The 17,164-nt window shown below is 69.7% G+C and carries 11 protein-coding genes and 1 tRNA gene; 8 read left to right on the plus strand and 4 right to left on the minus strand.

Going from position 1 to position 17,164, the window contains the following annotated elements:
• Together aroC and IE267_RS16865 are read left to right on the plus strand one after the other, a co-directional pair.
• The coding region (gene aroC, locus IE267_RS16860; RefSeq protein WP_189763786.1) for a chorismate synthase at positions 1–558 on the plus strand (558 nt) is incomplete at its 5' end.
• A 174-nt stretch (positions 559–732) separates the two neighbouring features.
• Positions 733–1,971, plus strand: coding sequence for an IS701 family transposase (locus IE267_RS16865; protein WP_308428815.1), 1,239 nt, complete (start codon positions 733–735; stop codon positions 1,969–1,971).
• Here the strand turns inward: IE267_RS16865 and IE267_RS16870 are convergent.
• The 3 genes from IE267_RS16870 to IE267_RS16880 form a co-directional block, all read right to left on the minus strand.
• Positions 1,932–3,899 (minus strand): helix-turn-helix domain-containing protein, encoded by a 1,968-nt coding sequence (locus IE267_RS16870; RefSeq protein WP_189763787.1) that lies wholly within the window; start codon positions 3,897–3,899, stop codon positions 1,932–1,934. The genes IE267_RS16865 and IE267_RS16870 overlap by 40 nt on opposite strands.
• A gap of 231 nt (positions 3,900–4,130) precedes the next feature.
• Positions 4,131–5,021, minus strand: a complete 891-nt coding sequence (locus tag IE267_RS16875) for an AfsR/SARP family transcriptional regulator (RefSeq protein WP_189763788.1) — start codon at positions 5,019–5,021, stop codon at positions 4,131–4,133.
• Between the two features lie 616 nt (positions 5,022–5,637).
• Positions 5,638–7,158 (minus strand): MFS transporter, encoded by a 1,521-nt coding sequence (locus tag IE267_RS16880; RefSeq protein ID WP_189763789.1) that lies wholly within the window; start codon positions 7,156–7,158, stop codon positions 5,638–5,640.
• A 103-nt stretch (positions 7,159–7,261) separates the two neighbouring features.
• Here IE267_RS16880 and IE267_RS16885 point away from each other — a divergent pair, with 103 nt between their 5' ends.
• The 6 genes from IE267_RS16885 (at position 7,262) to IE267_RS16910 (ending at position 16,939) form a co-directional block, all read left to right on the plus strand.
• Complete coding sequence (locus IE267_RS16885) at positions 7,262–8,128, plus strand: helix-turn-helix transcriptional regulator (RefSeq protein WP_167152149.1); 867 nt, start codon at positions 7,262–7,264, stop codon at positions 8,126–8,128.
• A 222-nt stretch (positions 8,129–8,350) separates the two neighbouring features.
• Positions 8,351–11,869, plus strand: coding sequence for a carboxylic acid reductase (gene car / locus IE267_RS16890; RefSeq protein WP_308428816.1), 3,519 nt, complete (start codon positions 8,351–8,353; stop codon positions 11,867–11,869).
• A 100-nt stretch (positions 11,870–11,969) separates the two neighbouring features.
• A complete protein-coding gene (locus IE267_RS16895; protein WP_229861276.1) occupies positions 11,970–12,713 on the plus strand; it encodes a 4'-phosphopantetheinyl transferase family protein in 744 nt (247 codons plus the stop codon).
• Between the two features lie 321 nt (positions 12,714–13,034).
• Positions 13,035–14,207, plus strand: a complete 1,173-nt coding sequence (locus tag IE267_RS16900) for a 3-deoxy-7-phosphoheptulonate synthase (protein WP_161251705.1) — start codon at positions 13,035–13,037, stop codon at positions 14,205–14,207.
• 135 nt (positions 14,208–14,342) lie between these two features.
• Positions 14,343–15,002: an isochorismatase family protein gene (locus IE267_RS16905; protein WP_167152151.1), complete on the plus strand. Its 660-nt coding sequence runs from the start codon at positions 14,343–14,345 to the stop codon at positions 15,000–15,002.
• 26 nt (positions 15,003–15,028) lie between these two features.
• The gene (locus IE267_RS16910; protein WP_189763790.1) at positions 15,029–16,939 is read left to right on the plus strand and encodes an anthranilate synthase family protein; all 1,911 of its coding nucleotides are present in this window, start codon (positions 15,029–15,031) and stop codon (positions 16,937–16,939) included.
• A gap of 150 nt (positions 16,940–17,089) precedes the next feature.
• On the opposite strand, the gene IE267_RS16915 is transcribed toward IE267_RS16910, so the two are convergent.
• Positions 17,090–17,163: transfer RNA gene (locus IE267_RS16915), tRNA-Pro, on the minus strand.
• Position 17,164 lies beyond the last annotated feature (1 nt).

Genomic DNA, 17,164 nt, shown 5'->3' on the forward strand with positions numbered 1-17,164 from the left:
GAGATCGATCAGGCCCACAAGGACGGTGACACGCTGGGCGGTGTGGTCGAGGTGCTGGCCTACGGCGTGCCGGTGGGGCTTGGTTCGCATGTGCACTGGGACCGGCGTCTGGACGCGCGGCTCGCTGCCGCGCTGATGGGTATTCAGGCGATCAAGGGCGTCGAGGTCGGTGACGGCTTCGACCTTGCCCGGGTGCCGGGTTCGCAGGCGCACGACGAGATCGTCAACACCGCCGACGGCGTCAGGCGCACCTCCGGCCGCTCCGGCGGCACCGAGGGCGGCCTGACCACCGGTGAGCTGCTGCGGGTGCGGGCCGCGATGAAGCCCATCGCGACCGTGCCGCGTGCGCTGGCCACCATCGATGTCGTCACGGGTGAGGCGGCCAAGGCGCATCACCAGCGCTCGGACGTGTGTGCCGTGCCGGCCGCGGGCATCGTCGCCGAGGCCATGGTCGCGCTCGTCCTCGCGGACGCGGTCGCCGAGAAGTTCGGCGGTGACAGCGTGCCCGAGACCCGCCGCAACGTCACCTCCTACCTCGACAACCTCCAGATCCGGTGACCGGGCCGGGCCCGGCGGCCGCCGTCGGGCCCATGACCGTCCGCGGGGTGCAGGGGGAGGTGGCCGAAGCAGCGCGTCCGGTCCGATTACGGTGCTCTGCACACCTCCCCCGGGCAGGTCCCGCGCAGCGATCGTGTGGCAGTAGCGCAAACGGCCCGACATCGCTGGAGCATTGTGAAGACGACTGCCATCAGCACAGTACGCACGGAGGATCCGGCCAACCGCGATGCCGAGTGGCGACTGCCATCGGACACCACCGTGTTCGACGAGATCGTCGCCGACCTGTCATCCACCCTGTTCTCCTCGTTCCGCAGGAAGGACCAGCGCCGCAAGGCCGAGCAGTACCTCCAAGGGCTGCTGACGGCGCCGGGGCGCAAGTCCATTCGCAACATCGCCGCGCAGGTCGGCGGTTCGTCGGCGGAACAGGGGCTGCACCATTTCATTTCGAGCTCCACCTGGGACTGGCGTCCCTTGCGCGCGGCGCTGGCCTCGCATCTGGAGCAGATCCACTGTTCCCAGGCCTGGGTGGTGCGTTCGACGCAGATACCCAAGGCGGGCGAGCACTCGGTGGGCGTGGACAAGCTGTTCGCGCCGCAGTCGGGAAAGACGTTCCGCGGCCAGCGGGCTTTCGGCGTGTGGTCGGTGAGCGAGCGGCTGAGCGCACCGATCAACTGGCGGCTCTTCCTGCCCCATCAGTGGGTGAACGATCACGAGCGGCGCGACCGGGCGGAAGTGCCCGAGGAGTTCGACACGGAGAGCCTGGAGGAGTGTGCGGTCGCCGCCGCACTGGACACGGTGCGGTTGAGGGGCGGCCGGCGCAGGCCCGTGCTCGTCGATCTGCGGCAGGGCGGGGTCGCGAAGGCGATGGCGCGGTTCGCGTCGGCCGGCCTGCCCGTGCTGGCCCGCGTCGATGCCTCCTACCCCCTCGCCGTTGGCGACCGGGCCCTGCCGGGCTACGGCGCCGGCGCTCTCCCGGCCCGCCGCATCCTGGAGATGGTCAAGGGCATGCGCCGCCCGGTGCACTGGCTGGACGCGGAAACCAGCTGGACGTCGCGTACCTCTCTGGCAGCTGCGGTCGCGGTCACCTGCCCGGCCGGCCCGGGTGCGGGACATCCGCGGCAGCTGCTGCTCGTCGGCGAGTGGCTCGACCCCGCGCGGCCACCGGCGCAGGTGTGGCTCACCGACATGACGCAGCTTCAGGTCGCACCGCTGCTGCGTCTGACCAAGCTGACCCGGCGGGTCGACCGCGACTTCTCACACGTGGGCGAGGCAACGGGGCTTCGGGACTTCGTGGGCCGTTCGTTCCGCGGATGGCACCGGCACATCACCCTCGCGTCCGCGGCCCACACCGCGGTCGTGCTGGCGAGGGACGACTACGGAATGGCGCGCGGCGTCGTGCCCGTGTCCGCGTGACCGGTCCCCGTGCCGGGCTGCCGGATCAGCACCTCGCGGATGCGATGGAGGCGGAGCGCCAGTTGGATGTCGAGGAGGCGATCCGGCTGCTGCCATCGCGCACCGAGGAGTTCGGTGATGCGCTCCAGGCGCCTCGACACGGTGTTGGGGTGCACGTGCAGTGCCTCGGCGGCGCTGGTCGGGCTGGCGCCCGAACGGATGTAGGCCTCCAGCGTTCCGGTGAGGTGCGTCAACCGGTCGGAGTCGTAGCCGAGGACCGGTCCGATGGCGGTCTCGATGAACAGGCCGGCATCGTGGTCGTCGGAGAGGAGCAGGCCCAAGAACCCCAGATCCCGCATCGAGGCGACGCTTCCCGTGCGGTTCAGGGCGGTCAGCGCGTCCAGGCAGCGCTTCGCCTCCTGATACATGCGCGCGACCTCGTCCACGCCCCGGCCAGGTCCTGCCGCGCCGACGGACACCGGATGGCCGAGCAGGGGTGACAGCTCGTCGGCGACGGAACGTGCGATCGCCGACGTGTCGCGCCCGGGTACGAGGAGGACGACGCAGCCGTCGCGGACGGTCTTGAGACCGGTCACCCGGTGGGCGTACGACGAGCCCCACGCCACCGCGCGGCCCGGCTCGCCGCCCTCGGGGCGCACCACGAGCAGAACGTGCGGGACCTCCAGGTCCACGCCCAGCCGGCCGGCCCCCTGGACCTTGAGCTCGTTCTGGCCGCTGTGCCCGGGGGTCAGCAGGTCGTTGAAGAGTTCGTCGCGCACCGATCCTTCGCCCACGGCCGCACTGCGCTGGAGCAGCAACTGGATGGCGAAGGCATGGGCGGTGAGCTGCAGGAGCCATTCGTCTCCCCCGACCAGCGCGGTGGCCGGGCACAGCACCAGTGTGCCGAGCTCCTCCGCTCCGGCCGTCACCGGAGCGACCCAGGTGGTGCCAGAGGCGGCCACGGGCCTGCGGTAGGTGTGTGCGTCGAGCGTCGCGGCCGCCAGGGCATCCTCGTCCAGGTCCGGCAGCTGTGCACTGCCTGCCAGGAAGTGACCGGAGGTGTCGCGCAGTTGAAGCGCCCCGTCCAGCGCGTCACCCATCGCTTTCGCCACGGTGTCCAGGTCCGCGCCGGAGAGCAGGAGGTCCATGGTGGAGCTGTGGGCCTCGCTCAGCTGCTGCAGTCTGACCAGCCTGGTCCGCGTGCGGAACCGGTCCAGTTCGAGTTCGCTGACCTCGTTGCTGGCCCGGTCGAGGCGGTCGGCGCGTTCGATGGCCACCGTCGCGAGGGCGGCGAACGAGTCGACCAGGCTGATCTCCTCGGGGGTGAAGTGCCGCACGGTGCGCATCGTCGCGTAGAGCACCCCGATGCTGCTGCCTCCGTTGCGCAGGGGGACCGCCAGCAAGGCGCGCACCCCCTCGGCCCGCACGACCGCATCGCTCGCCAGGCTGTGCGCGATGCTGTCGTCACCGAGATAGTCGGCCGTCCACAGTGGCGCCCCGCTCATCAGCGCTCGCTGCCCCAGACCACGGCTGTCCCGAATCGGGTGTCCCATGACCAGCGCGGTGGTCGACCCCTCACAGGTGTGGATGTACAGGTCCTGGTGGGCGTCCTGCAGGGCGACGCAGGTCATGTCGAGGTTGAGCAGCCTCTTGACGCGCTGGGCGACCAGCCGGAGCAGCGATTCGAGGTCGTGCGGGACGGTCAATTCCCGTGCGGTCTCGACGAGTTCGGCCAGGCCGTTCTCGCGCCGACGCCGCGAGTCGCGGGCGTTCTGGACCTCTTCGACCAGGTGCACGGCCCGTTCGAGGCGCTGTACGTCGTCCGCGGCCGCACCTGCGCGCTTCGCCCGCTGGACGAGCTCGTCGAACCGGTGCTGCGGTGCGTCCTGGGCCAGGAGCTCAAGGACCGTGAGCAGACTCGATTCCGTGCCCCATGTTTCCGCTGACACGCTGCGCCCCCCGGCGGTCCTGTCCCCTGACGCGCTTGAAACTAGTTCGTGTTCAATTCGCCAGTCAACCGTGACCTGCGCAAACAAGGTCCGACGGTGCCGGGGTCACCAAGCGGAGCCGACAGCTGGTGGCCGAGAACCTCCCGATCCTGGTGGCAGGCGCCGAGGGCCCCTCGCAGAGGCGGTGCGTTCACCTCCGCGAGGCGGCCGGGTGCGCGGGCGTCCGCACCGCTACGACGGGTACGAGAGTGCTCCCCACTCACCAATGCCGTTGGCGGTCAGTCCAGTTGGACGGCTGTGCCATGCGAAGGGATGCGGTCCGGCCGGTCGGCCCGTGATCGCCGGCTCGGTGGCGAAGCCTCCCGCCAGGGAGCGCTTCGGGTGGCCGCAGACATGAACGGAGGCCGACGCCAAGGGGATTCGGCTCCCCCGGCTCAGCCGCTGGTGGTTTCTGAGCAGTCGGCAGGGGTCCCCGCCGAGCTGCAGTCCTGCCCACAGGCCTTCGTACAAGGGCTGGCGGGGACGGAAGTCGGACAGCAGGACCAGGAGTTCGGCGTGGAGTTCGCGGCACCGTCCCAGCTGTAACCCGGCGGCGATCCACTGATCGAGGGCCCGCTTCCAGGACTCCTCCAGACGGGCGGCGTGGGCCCGCAGATGCGGCCCTGTGCGCACGCCCGCGTACGGCTTGCCTCCCCACAGCCCCAGCGCCTCGCGCAGCCGCCCGGCGGCGCGCTCGAAGTCCTCGGTCTCCATGGCCCGGTAGCCGGCTCCGGCGGCACGCTGGAAGGCCCGCGCGTCGTGCGCACCGTCGCCGCTGTCGAGACGGTATCCGCCGGGCACGGAGGCCAACGCCGCATCGGCGGGCTGGACTTCGGCATGGCCCGTACGCGCGGCCGGCGCCCCCACCTGGGAGCGCAGGTGCCGGACGTGACCCTCCACCAGGTCCTCGGCATGGCGTGGCGGAAGGCCGGGCCACAGCTCCTCGATCAGGTGGGCGGTCGGCACGATGCCACCGGCCTGCGCTGCCAACAGTGCGAGCACCTGCGTCGCCTGCGGCCAGGGTGAGGTGATCGTGCCGCCTCGTTCCCGAACGGAGAACGGACCCAGCACCTTGATGTCCATGACACCCCCTCCGTTCCGCGCGGCCTAGTACCGGCGCTCGCGCGCCGTGCCACGGATGGGTTCGTGTCCAGAACGGATGCCGCGTGTCCCCGCGCCCCTCCCTGTCCGGCCCGGCTGGGGTAACTGGTGTGCACGGGGACGCCGTTGGCGCCATGGCTTCAGGGGCGCGTCGGGGGTGCCGGTGCCGACGGCCACTGCGGTGGCCGTCGGGGACTTGCGGCGGACGATGGCTCTGCTCTGCACGCCCGTACTCCTTCGGGAGAGCTGTCGGGCACAGCACGGAGCGCCCTCCCGCTGAGAGAGACGTTCAGGTGTGCCGCGTGGTCGAGCACCATCCCAACAGGCCCGGGCGAGCTAGGCTATGACGTAAAACACAGGCATAGGTTTCATCTTTATTAAGCAAAGTGCTGGCGTGGGGCTGGACTTGGGCCTCAGTTCTTGCTGCGCCTTCGCCGACGCGGCCGCCGAGACGCACCGCCGGCTGCGGCTTTGGGTGCGGCTTCGGTTACGGGTGCGGCCGCAGCTTCGGCTTCGGTTACGGGTGGGCAGTGGGCGGAGTGCCGTGGTGCCACCGCGGGACCCGGCCGTGCGGGGTCCCGCGGTGGGCATCGCGTGTCTACGGGCGGAGCGAGAGATCGGCGTTTTCGTCGGACACGGAGTCCGCGGCCTTCTCCTCGGCCGCGCCCCTGGGCAGCCAGCGAAGCGCCAGCAGGCCGAGTGCGACGTGCAGCAGGCTGGCCACGGCCACGGCCACGTGCAGGCCGGTGACGAAGGCCGACTTCGCGTCGCCGACCACCGAGGACGCGAGGCCGGGCAGGTTGAGGGTCTCGTCGAGGGTGGGCGCGAGATCGGGCCCCTGGAGGCGGAATACCAGAGCGGCGAGGGAGCCGATGAGAGCGATGCCCAGGGCGTTGCCGATCTCGTTGCTGGTCTCGGCGATCGCGCCCGCCGATCCGGCTCGTTCGGCGGGCACCGCGCCGACGGCGGTGTCGGCGACGACGCTGAAGGAGATGCCGTAGCCGAGACCCGCGATCGACGTGGAGGCGATGTACCAGCCGATCCCGCCGGTGGTGCTGGCGGGGAGCAGGAACAGCAGCCCGGCCGCGATGGAGAAGTGGCAGATGATGAGCATCGTCCGCTTGCCGATGCGATCGACCACGAGGGGCGTGACGACGCAGGTGGTGGTGAGCACCGCCGCCCCGGGAAGGGCCAGGAGCGCCGCCTCCAGGACCGGGAGGCCGAGGACGGACTGGAGGTAGACGCCCGACAGGTAAGCGGCCGCCGACCAGGCCGCCAGAGGCAGCAGGCCGGTGATGATCGCGACGGTGAAGACCCGGTCGCGGAAGAGGGTGAAGTCCATCAACGGGTACTCGATGTGCCGCTGGCGGCGCACGAACAGGGCCAGCAGCACGATCCCGCCCAGTCCCACGAGGGTGGGGAGGAGCGAGATGCCTTCGGCGGCGGCGTTCTTGAGACCGTAGACGACGCCCAGGAGGCCGGCCGCGGAGGCCACCACGCTGAACCGGTCGATGCGGCCGGGGCGGGTCGTACTCACTTCACGCAGCAGGATCGGCGCGAAGATCAGGAACAGGGCGATGACGGGCAGGTTGATCAGGAAGACCGAGCCCCACCAGAACCGTTCCAGCAGGATGCCGCCCGCCACCGGGCCGATGGCGAACCCCGCGGCGAAGGCGGCGGCGAAGATCCCGATGGCCTGTCCCCGCCGTCGCGGATCGCTGAACAGCTCACTCAGCACGGCCAGTGCGGACGGCAGGAGCGTCGCGCCGGCCACACCCATCAGGGCGCGGGACGCGATGAGGAGCTCCGCGTTCGGCGCGAACGCCGACCCCGCGGAGGCGAGGCCGAAGACAGTCGCCCCGATCATCAGCAGCTTCAGACGCCCGTACCGGTCGCCGATGTTGCCGAACGCGATCAGCAGGGAGCCGACCGCGAAGCCGTAGATGTCCAGGGTCCACAGCGCCTGATCGGCGGTCGGTGTGAGGTCCTGAGTGACCCGGGGCATCGCCAGGTACAGGATCGATCCGTCCATGGAGACCAGCAGGACGGGTCCCAGTACGACCAGCAGGCCCAGCCATGCGCGCAGACCGGGTGAGTTGGGTGTGTGCTGTTGCGACATGTCCTCGACCGTGGGGCACCGCGCCGACGACAGCCACCCCCCTGCCGTGGGTAGACCCGACAGGTATACCCAGCGCCGTGCCGGTTCCGCTTACGCTCGTGCCGTGGAAAGCCTTGGAACGTTCTTGAAGAGCCGCCGCGACCGGGTCACCCCGGACGAGATCGGGCTGCGCACTCATGGGACGGGGCGCCGTGTTCCCGGGCTGCGGCGGGAGGAGCTCGCCCAACTCGCCGGAGTGAGCGCCGGTTACTACACACGCCTGGAACAGGGGCAGGCCGAGACCGCGTCCGAGCAGGTGCTCGACGCGCTCGCCCGAGCGCTCCAGCTCGACCCGACCGAGACCGTCCACCTGCACAACCTCGCCCGGCACTCGACAACGCCACGGCTGGGCGAACCCCCCGCGGAGGAACCCCACCAGCGCGTGCTCGCGCTCCTCGATTCGCTCGGTGAGGCCGCGCCGGCGATCGTCCTGGGCCGGCGCGGGGACGTGCTCGCATGGAACCGCAGCGGGCACGCCCTTTTCGCCGATCACATCGCCTACGACAGCCCGTCGGACCCCGAACGCCGGCCGTCCATCCCGCGCATGTTCTTCCTCGATCCGGTGACGCGCGACCTGTACCGCAACTGGCACGCACTCGCCCGCGCGCACGTCGCCTACCTCCGGCTGACCGCCGGGCGCTATCCCACCGATGCGCGCCTGGCGGAGCTGATCGGCGAACTCACCATGCGCAGCGACGACTTCTCGGCCATGTGGGCCACTCGGGACGTCGCGGACTGCACCACGGGAACCATGCACATCCAGCACCCCACCGTGGGTGCCGCGAGCGTCGACTACCAGGTCTGGCTGCAGCCCGACAGCCCCGACCACCGTCTTGAGGTCTACACCCCCAACGACCCTGGTTCCGCGGACGCCTTGCGCGTCCTGACCCACCAGAGCCAGTCCGGCATCGGCTCTCCGGTCAAGGGCTGATCGGCGGGTTCGCCGTCCGGACCTTCCGCGATTCGCGCGCACAATTCCCTCTCGCACTGCGTTCTCGCATTGCGTTCTCCGTGGCTTCGCGGACTGTCGGAGAATTACCGCGCGACGGACCTGACATAGAAGTCCGACCGCCTGGCCGACCGGTGTTCGAGTAGGTAGCGTCGCCTCACGGGCAAAGGCGGTCCAGGAGATCTTTTGACCCTGCGGCCGGTCATGCATGCCCGATATCGACACCCCTCCTTTTCGTGTGCACGGGATGCCGTCTCCGAAGGCCATGAATCCCCGTTGCCGGCAACTGAGGTAATAGGTCGTTACACTACGCGGAGGCCAACAATGCGACTTGCGCAAGTGATGGAAGACGTAATGGTGCGCCATGCGGACCGGCCCGCCATCGGCGAACGTGCGAAGGAGTTCGTGCGGGACCCGGCGACCGGCCGCGTCTCGTACCGCCTGCTTCCGCGGTACGAGACAACCAGTTTCGGCGAGTTGTGGGCCCGCGTGCGCGCGGTGGCCAATGCCTGGCACGACGACCACCAGCTGAAGCCGGGCGACCGGGTCGCCATGCTCGGTTTCGCCAGCGGTGACTACACCGTCGTCGATCTTGCCTGCACACACCTCGGGTTCGTCAGCGTTCCGCTCCAGACCAGTTCGCCCGCGTCACAGCAGCGGTCGATCATCGACGAGACCCAGTCGCGCCTGGTCGGCGCGAGCGTCGAACGCCTTGATGCGGCGGTCGGTCTCGCCGTCGAGAGCCCCTCGGTCGAGCGCATCCTGGTGTTCGACTTCCATGCCGAAGTCAGCGACCACGTCGACGCGCTGGAGTCCGCCCGCGGCCGTCTCGACGGCGCCGGCCGCGCCGTGCGGGTCGATGCCCTGCCGGAGCTGCTGAGGCACGGGGTCGGCCTTCCTGAAGCGCCCTTGTTCGTCCCCGGCGACGATGACGACCCGCTGGCGATGCTCATCTACACCTCGGGGAGCACCGGAACGCCCAAGGGCGCCATGTACACCGACCGCCTGACGAGTGCGATGTGGGGCGGAGCGTGGTCGAAGCTCTTCTCCGAGGGCCAGACGGTCACTTTCAGCTATATGCCGATGAGCCACGTGGCAGGCCATTCCTCGTTGAAGAACACCCTGGCACGGGGCGGCATTACGTATTTCACGGCCAAGAGCGATCTGTCGACGTTCTTCGAGGACATCGCGCTGGCCCGTCCGACGGAACTCTCGCTGATACCGCGGGTATGTGAGCTGATCTTCCAGAAATACCAGAGCGAACTCGACCGGCGGGCCGCTGCGGAACCCGCCGACCGGGCCGCCGTCGAGGATCGGGTCAAGGCAGATATGCGGGTGAATCTGCTGGGCGGTCACGTCGCGTGGGCCGGCTGCGCGTCCGCACCGTTGTCCGCCGAACTGACCACCTTCATGGAGTCGCTCCTCGGCATCGAGCTGCACATCATCTACGGCTCCACCGAGGCAGCGGCGGTATCGGTCGACGGGGAGATGCTCAGCCCGCCGGTGACCGCCCACAAGCTCGTCGACGTTCCCGAACTCGGCTACTACCTCACCGACCAGCCGCATCCGCGCGGAGAACTGCTGCTCAAGACCGACGCCCTGGTACCCGGGTACTACGCCCACCCGGAGCTGACGGCCGACCTCCTCGACGAGGACGGCTACTACAGGACGGGTGACATAGTCGCCGAGACCGGCCCGGGGCGGCACGCCATCATCGACCGCCGCAAGAGCGTGCTGAAGCTGTCCCAGGGCGAGTTCGTGGCGACCTCCCGGCTGGAGGCGATCTTCGCCTACAGCCCCCTGGTCCGCCAGGTGTTCGTGTACGGCAACAGTGAGCGCTCCTATCTGCTGGCGGTCGTCGTCCCTTCCGCGGACTCCCTCGGGCGCTTCGAGGGCCGGCCGGAGGATCTGCGGCAGCAGCTCAACGAGTCCTTCCTGCGGGTCGCGAAGGAGGAGGGACTGAACTCCTACGAGATCCCGCGTGAGTTCCTGATCGAGCCCGAGCCGTTCAGCCAGGAGAACGGCCTGCTGTCCGACCACCGCAAGTTTCTGCGCCCCCGTCTCCTGGAGCGCTACCGGGAGCGTCTGGAGGAGCTGTACGCCGACATCACCGCGCGCGAGAGCGAGAAGCTGCTCGACGTCCGTCGCGGCGCCGGCGAGCGCTCCGTACTGGAGACGGTCCAGCGCGCGGTCCAGGCGCTGCTCGGCGGCTCGGGGGCCGAGGTGAGCCCCTCGGCACACTTCAGGGATCTGGGCGGTGACTCGCTCACCGCCGTGGGGTTCTCCGATCTCCTCGATGACATCTTCGAGGTCCGGGTACCCGTGGACATGATCATCAGCGCCGCCACCGACCTTCGGCAGCTGGCCGGACACATCCAGGCCAAGCGCGAGACCGGACGGAACCGGCCCGGCTTCGCGTCGGTGCACGGGAAGGGAAGCACCGAGGTCCGGGCCGGGGACCTCACCCTGGAGAAGTTCATGGATGCGCGGATCATCGCCGGGGCCCAGCAGCTCGCGCCGTCTGCCGGGGCGCCTCGGACCGTGCTGCTGACCGGGGCCAGCGGATATCTGGGGCGCTTCCTGTGCCTGGAGTGGCTGGAGCAACTGGCAAGCGTGGACGGGCAGTTGATCTGCCTCGTGCGCGGCAAGGACGTGGCGGCCGCCAGGAAGCGCATCGAGGACTCGTTCGCCGACGGTGACGGAGCGCCGGCCCAACGGTTCCGGGCCCTGGCCGCGGACCACCTGGAGGTCGTGGCGGGCGACATCGCCGAACCCCAGCTGGGGTTGAGCGACCGCACCTGGAACAGGCTCTCCGAACAGGTGGACTCGATCGTGCACGCCGGCGCGCTCGTCAACCACGTCCTGCCGTACAACCACCTCTTCGAAGCCAACGTGCTGGGTACCGCCGAGCTGATCCGGCTGGCGCTCACCGGGCGGAAGAAGCCGTTCACCTACGTCTCCAGCGTGGCTGTCGCCACCTCCACGCGTCCCGCTCTGGGCGAGGACCCCGACGTACGCCAAGCCCTTCCCGTCCAGCCGGTGGACGAGGGCTACGCCGGCGGTTACGCGACGAGCAAGTGGGCCGGAGAGGTGCTGCTCCGCGAAGCCCACGACCTGTGCGGTCTGCCGGTCACCGTGTTCCGCTCCAACATGATTCTCGCCCACAGGACGTACAGCGGGCAGCTCAACGTCCCCGACATGTTCACCCGGCTCCTCTTCAGCGTGCTCGCCACCGGTGTCGCACCTTCGTCCTTCTACCGCGGTGACGGCGGAGAGGACCGGCCGAGGGCGCACTACGACGGACTGCCCGTGGACTTCACGGCTGCCGCCGTCGTGACCCTGGGCGGCCAAGTGTCCGACGCCTACCGGACGTTCAGCCTGGTCAATCCGCACGACGACGGAATCTCGCTCGACACCTTCATCGACTGGCTGATTGATGCGGGCCACCGCATCGAGCGCATCGACGCATACACGGACTGGCTCGACCGATTCGAGGCGGCCATGCGGGCGCTTCCCGAAGAACAACGGCGGCATTCCGCCCTGCCGCTCATCCACGGATTCAAGGACCCGGAAACGGCAGTCCGGGGCTCCGTCATACCCTCCGACCGATTCCGTGCGGCCGTCCGGGCCGTGAAGTTAGGGGCCGACGCGGACATTCCACAGCTCTCACCCTCCCTCATCCGCAAATACGCCGAGGACCTGAAGTCACTCATCGCCCTGTGAAGCGGTTCATCGCCCACCCCGTCAAGGAACATGTATGCCGCCCCGGCAGGTTACCCGAATCCCTGCCGGGGCGATGGGCCCTGAAAAGAACTGTAGGCAGGTGGCGTTGATCGAATTCCTGCTGCCCGCACCGATGGCTTGCGCGGAAAGATACGAAGACGTCCCGGGCGATACCCTCTTCCCTTCCGAGCACCGGGTGATTTCCGGGGCCGGCAGCGCGCGGCGCCGCGAATTCGCCGCCGTGCGGGCCTGCGCTCGCACGGCGCTGGGACAGCTCGGCATTCCCGCGGGGCCGATCCTGCCCGGCGACGAAGGCGCTCCGCGGTGGCCCCACGGCGTCGTCGGATCCCTGACCCACTGTGCGGGATACCGTGCGGCGGCCGTGGCCCGGCGGTCCGACATCGCGGCGGTCGGCATCGACGCCGAGCCCGACGCGCCGATCCCCACCGGCGTGCGCGCCCGCGTGACCGTGGCCGAAGAGCGCACTCATCTCGCCGAATTGGGAGTGCGCCGGCCCGGGGTCAGCTGGGATCGATTGCTCTTCAGCGCAAAGGAGAGCGTCTTCAAGGCCTGGTATCCATGGACCGGCCGGTGGCTGGAATTCGATCAGGTGGTGGTCACCCTCTCTCCGGACGACGGCACGTTCCACGCTCGACTGCTCGTACCCGGCCCCAGGATCGGCGACGGCAGACTCCGCGGATTCACGGGTGGCTGGACGCGGCGCCGTAATCTTCTGCTCACAGCCGTTTCCGTCGCTGCCGTGATTCCCGCTCCTTCGGAACAGCCCCTTTCCCGCCCTTCCGGTCGGGCCCGGCCGCACGCAGTCGATGGTGAAGTTACTTGACGTACTAGCGAAGCAGCCATTGCACGGCTCATTCCGTCGGCCGATAGTAAGGGTCAACGGATCAGTTCAAGCCCTGGAACGAAGCCGGCGGGCACGTCCTCCGAAGAGGGAATCCGACGGCGGCAATCCTGTGGCGTTCCCCGGAATCACCCGTACTCCCCGGAATTTGCCCGTACTCCCCCTGAAGCCCGTCCGCGCGCCTCGCGCATGGCGAACGCACACCGGCCCGCTCCATTCCCCGGAGCGAAATCCGTGTCCCCCTGCGATTGACCACGTCCGCTCCTGCCCGGACTCGCTCCGGCATGCTCGATGAGGGAATCGATGATCGACATTCAGTCATACCTGCGGTCCACACCCGCGTTGCAGCAGCCCGACTGGGAGAGCCACCCGTCGCTGGAAGAGGTCCGTACGGACCTCGGGCGGATGCCGGCCCTCGTGGACGCCGATGCCGTGCGCCGCCTGCGAGCGCTGCTGATGGAAGCGGCCGCCGGGCACCTGCAGGTGATTCAGACCGGGGACTGCGCCGAGGACCCCGCCGAGGCCACACCCGAGGACGTCAGCCGCAAGGCCGCGCTACTGGACGTGCTGGCCGGCACGATGAAGCTCGCCTCGGGCAGCCCCGTCATCAGGGTGGGCAGGATCGCCGGGCAGTACGGCAAGCCCCGCTCCTCCCCCACCGAGACCGTCGACGGCACCCAACTGCCCGTCTACCGCGGGCACATGGTCAACCGGCCGGAGCCGGATGCCGTGCGGCGCCGTCCCGATCCGCGTCACCTGCTGAGCGGATACCGGTCCGCGAGCGACACCATGCACTACCTCGGCTGGCGCGGCTCCGCGAGCCGGTCCGAGCTGGAGGTGCCGGTGTGGACCAGCCACGAGGCCCTGCTCCTCGACTACGAGTTGCCCCTGCTGCGCCGTGAGCCGGACGGCTCGCTCCTGCTGACGTCCACGCACTGGCCGTGGGTGGGTGAGCGCACCAGACAACTGGACGGCGCCCACATCGGGCTCCTCGCCGCGATCTCCAACCCGGTCGCGGTCAAGGTCGGCCCGTCCATGAGCCCCGACGAACTCCTCGCCCTGTGCGAGCGCCTGGACGCCCAGCGGCGGCCCGGGAGGCTGACGCTGATCGCTCGCATGGGTGCCGACAACGCCGGGGAGAAACTGCCCTTGCTGGTCAAGGCAGTTGCCCAGGCCGGCCACCCGGTGCTGTGGCTGTCGGACCCGATGCACGGCAACACGGTCTCCAGCCCCGAGGGGCTCAAGACCCGTATGGTGCGGACGATCGTCCGCGAGGTCGAGAACTTCCAGGCCGCGGTGGGCGAGAACGGCGGCGTCGCGGCGGGCCTGCACCTGGAGACGACCCCGGACACGGTCACCGAATGCGTTCTGGACGAGTCCGGCCTCGACCGCCTGGGCGACAAGTACCTCAGCTTCTGCGACCCCCGTCTCAACCCGCGGCAGGCCATCGAAGTCGTCTCCGCATGGCGGGGATGAGCCCACCCGGTCGAGCCGAAGGAAAGCCTCCGCCGCCGACGCGCGGGTGCCGTACCGCCCGCGTCGTCGTCCGCGATCCGACCGTGGACGACGGTGCCGCGCTCGGTGTCCCGTCACGAAAGGACCGACAGGCCCATGCCTGGCATTCCCCCCATTGAGCCGTACCCGATGCCCGAGGAGGGCGACCTCCCGCCCAACACCGTTGCCTGGCCGGTGGACCCGCGCCGGGCGGTGCTGCTCCTGCACGACATGCAGAAGTACTTCCTCGCTCCGTTCCCGCCGTCCGAGGCGCCGGGGAACGCCCTGGTGAACAACGCGGCGCTGGTGCGCGCGCGATGCGCCGAACTCGGCATCCCGGTGGCCTACACCGCTCAGCCCGGCGGCATGACCACCGAACAGCGCGGCCTGCTCGCCGACTTCTGGGGCCCGGGCATGGCTCCCACCCCCGAGCATCGGCAGGTCGTGGAACCCCTCCAACCGGAGCCGGGCGACTGGGAGTTCACGAAGTGGCGCTACAGCGCCTTCTTCAAGTCCGACCTCCTGGAGCGGATGCGCCGCCACGACCGCGACCAGCTCATCATCTGCGGGGTGTACGCCCATGTCGGCGTGCTGATGACCGCCGTCGAGGCGTTCACCCACGACATCCAGCCCATCCTGGTCGCCGACGCGGTGGCCGACTTCTCCGCGGACGACCACCGCCTGGCGCTCGACTACGCGGCCCGGCGAGCCGCCCGCGTCATGACGGCCAAGTCCGTGCTGAGCGAACTCGACGCCGCGACGCGGGCAGCGCGGTGAGCGCGACCCGGGCGAAAGGAAGGCCCATGGCACCACAGGCCCCCCTGGCACCACAGGACACGGCACACCGACTCCTGGCGGGCGTCCTCGACGGATCCGCGGGGGCGTTCGCGCTGCTGCACCGCCCCGAGTCCGGCGGCCCGGACCGCCTGGAGGTGATGGTCGGCGACGTCTCGCAGGCCGACACACTCGCCGGGCTCCCCCTGTCCGCCCGGGCCGGGTCCGGAGCCGGTCAGGAACTCCTGGTCCTCATCCCCTACCAGCAGATCACCGAGCGTGGCTTCGCCGCCCACCGCGACGGCGCTCCGCTGCTCGCGATGGAGGTGCGTGAGCAGGCCGCCCTCCCGCTCGGCGAGACGGTGGCGCTGCTGCCGAACGAACCGGTCAAGATGACCGAGGGCCGTTTCGACGTGGACGACGACGCCTACGCGGACATCGTGCGCCGCGTGATCGCGGATGAGATCGGCACCGGCGAGGGAGCCAACTTCGTCATCAAGCGTTCGTTCACTGCCCAGTTGCCCGGCTTCGACACATCTGCCGCGCTGTCGTTCTTCCGCCGCCTGCTGGAGCGCGAAGCCGGAGCGTACTGGACGTTCCTCATCCACACCGGGGAGCGGACGTTCGTGGGCGCCACCCCGGAACGGCACCTCAGCGTCCGCGACGGCACGGCGGTGATGAACCCCATCAGCGGCACCTACCGCTACCCGGCGGACGGACCGCGCCTCGACGGCGTCCTGGACTTCCTGGCCGACACGAAGGAAGCCGACGAGCTCTACATGGTCGTCGACGAAGAGCTGAAGATGATGGCGCGCATCTGCCCCACGGGCGGCCGGGTGGTGGGGCCCTACCTCAAGGAGATGGCCCGGCTGGCCCACACCGAGTACTTCATCGAGGGGCAGACTCGGGGCGACGTCCGGGAGATCCTCCGCGAGACGCTGTTCGCGCCGACGGTGACGGGCTCGCCGCTGGAGAGCGCCGCCAAGGTCATCAACCGCTACGAGCCGGGCGGTCGCGGCTACTACAGCGGGGTCGCGGCGCTGATCGGCCACGATGCCGCGGGCAACCGCACGCTGGACTCCGCCATCCTGATCCGTACCGCCGACATCGACATCGACGGCCGCCTGAACATCGGTGTCGGGGCGACCCTGGTGCGGCACTCGGACCCGGTGTCCGAAGTACAGGAGACCCGGGCCAAGGCGGCCGGGCTGCTCGCCGCGCTCGGTGAGCCGGAGCCCACCAGGTTCGGCGCACACCCGGCCGTCCTCGGTGCGCTCGGTGAACGCAACGGCACCATCGGGCAGTTCTGGCTCCAGGACCTGGACAGCCGCGCCGGCGCGGTCGAGGAACTCGCCGGGCGCAGCGTGCTGGTGATCGACGCGGAGGACACCTTCACCGCGATGATCGCGCATCAGGTCCGTTCCCTCGGCTGCGAGGTGACCGTGCGGCGCTTCGACGAGGCGTACGACGTCGACGGGTACGACCTGGTCGTCATGGGCCCGGGCCCGGGCGATCCCCGCGACTTCGGCCACCCCAAGATCGCGCACCTGCGGACCGCGGTGGCCCAGCTCCTCCAGGAGCGGCGGCCGTTCCTGGCGGTGTGCCTGAGCCATCAGGTGCTGAGCACGCTGCTCGGGCTGCCCCTGGTGCGCCGTGCGGTTCCCAACCAGGGCGCTCAGCACCGGATCGACCTGTTCGGACAGCACGAGCGGGTGGGCTTCTACAACACCTTCGCCGCGACGTCGGGGGCGGACGGCTTCGAGCATCCGGTCCACGGCCCGGTCGAGGTGAGCCGTGACCCGTCGACCGGTGAGGTGCACGCCCTCAGAGCCCGGGGGTTCGCGTCCATGCAGTTCCACGCCGAGTCCGTCCTGACGCAGAACGGGCCCCGTATCCTCGGCCGACTGCTGACGGAGGTGGCACGCACGTACGTGCCCTAGCCGTACCGTCCCGCACGACCGGGGTGGCACCCCGACCGCCGCGGTCGTGCGGCACGGCACGACCGGGGTGGTACCCGACCGTCCCGCACCACGAGCGAGGGCCGGTGTCGGATTTCTCCGATACCGGCCCTGATCTGCGACTCTTGCAAGTCGGGACGACAGGATTTGAACCTGCGACCCCTTGACCCCCAGTCAAGTGCGCTACCAAGCTGCGCCACGTCCCGA

This window comes from Streptomyces xanthochromogenes (assembly GCF_014650455.1).
Classification (GTDB): Bacteria; Actinomycetota; Actinomycetes; order Streptomycetales; family Streptomycetaceae; genus Streptomyces; species Streptomyces xanthochromogenes.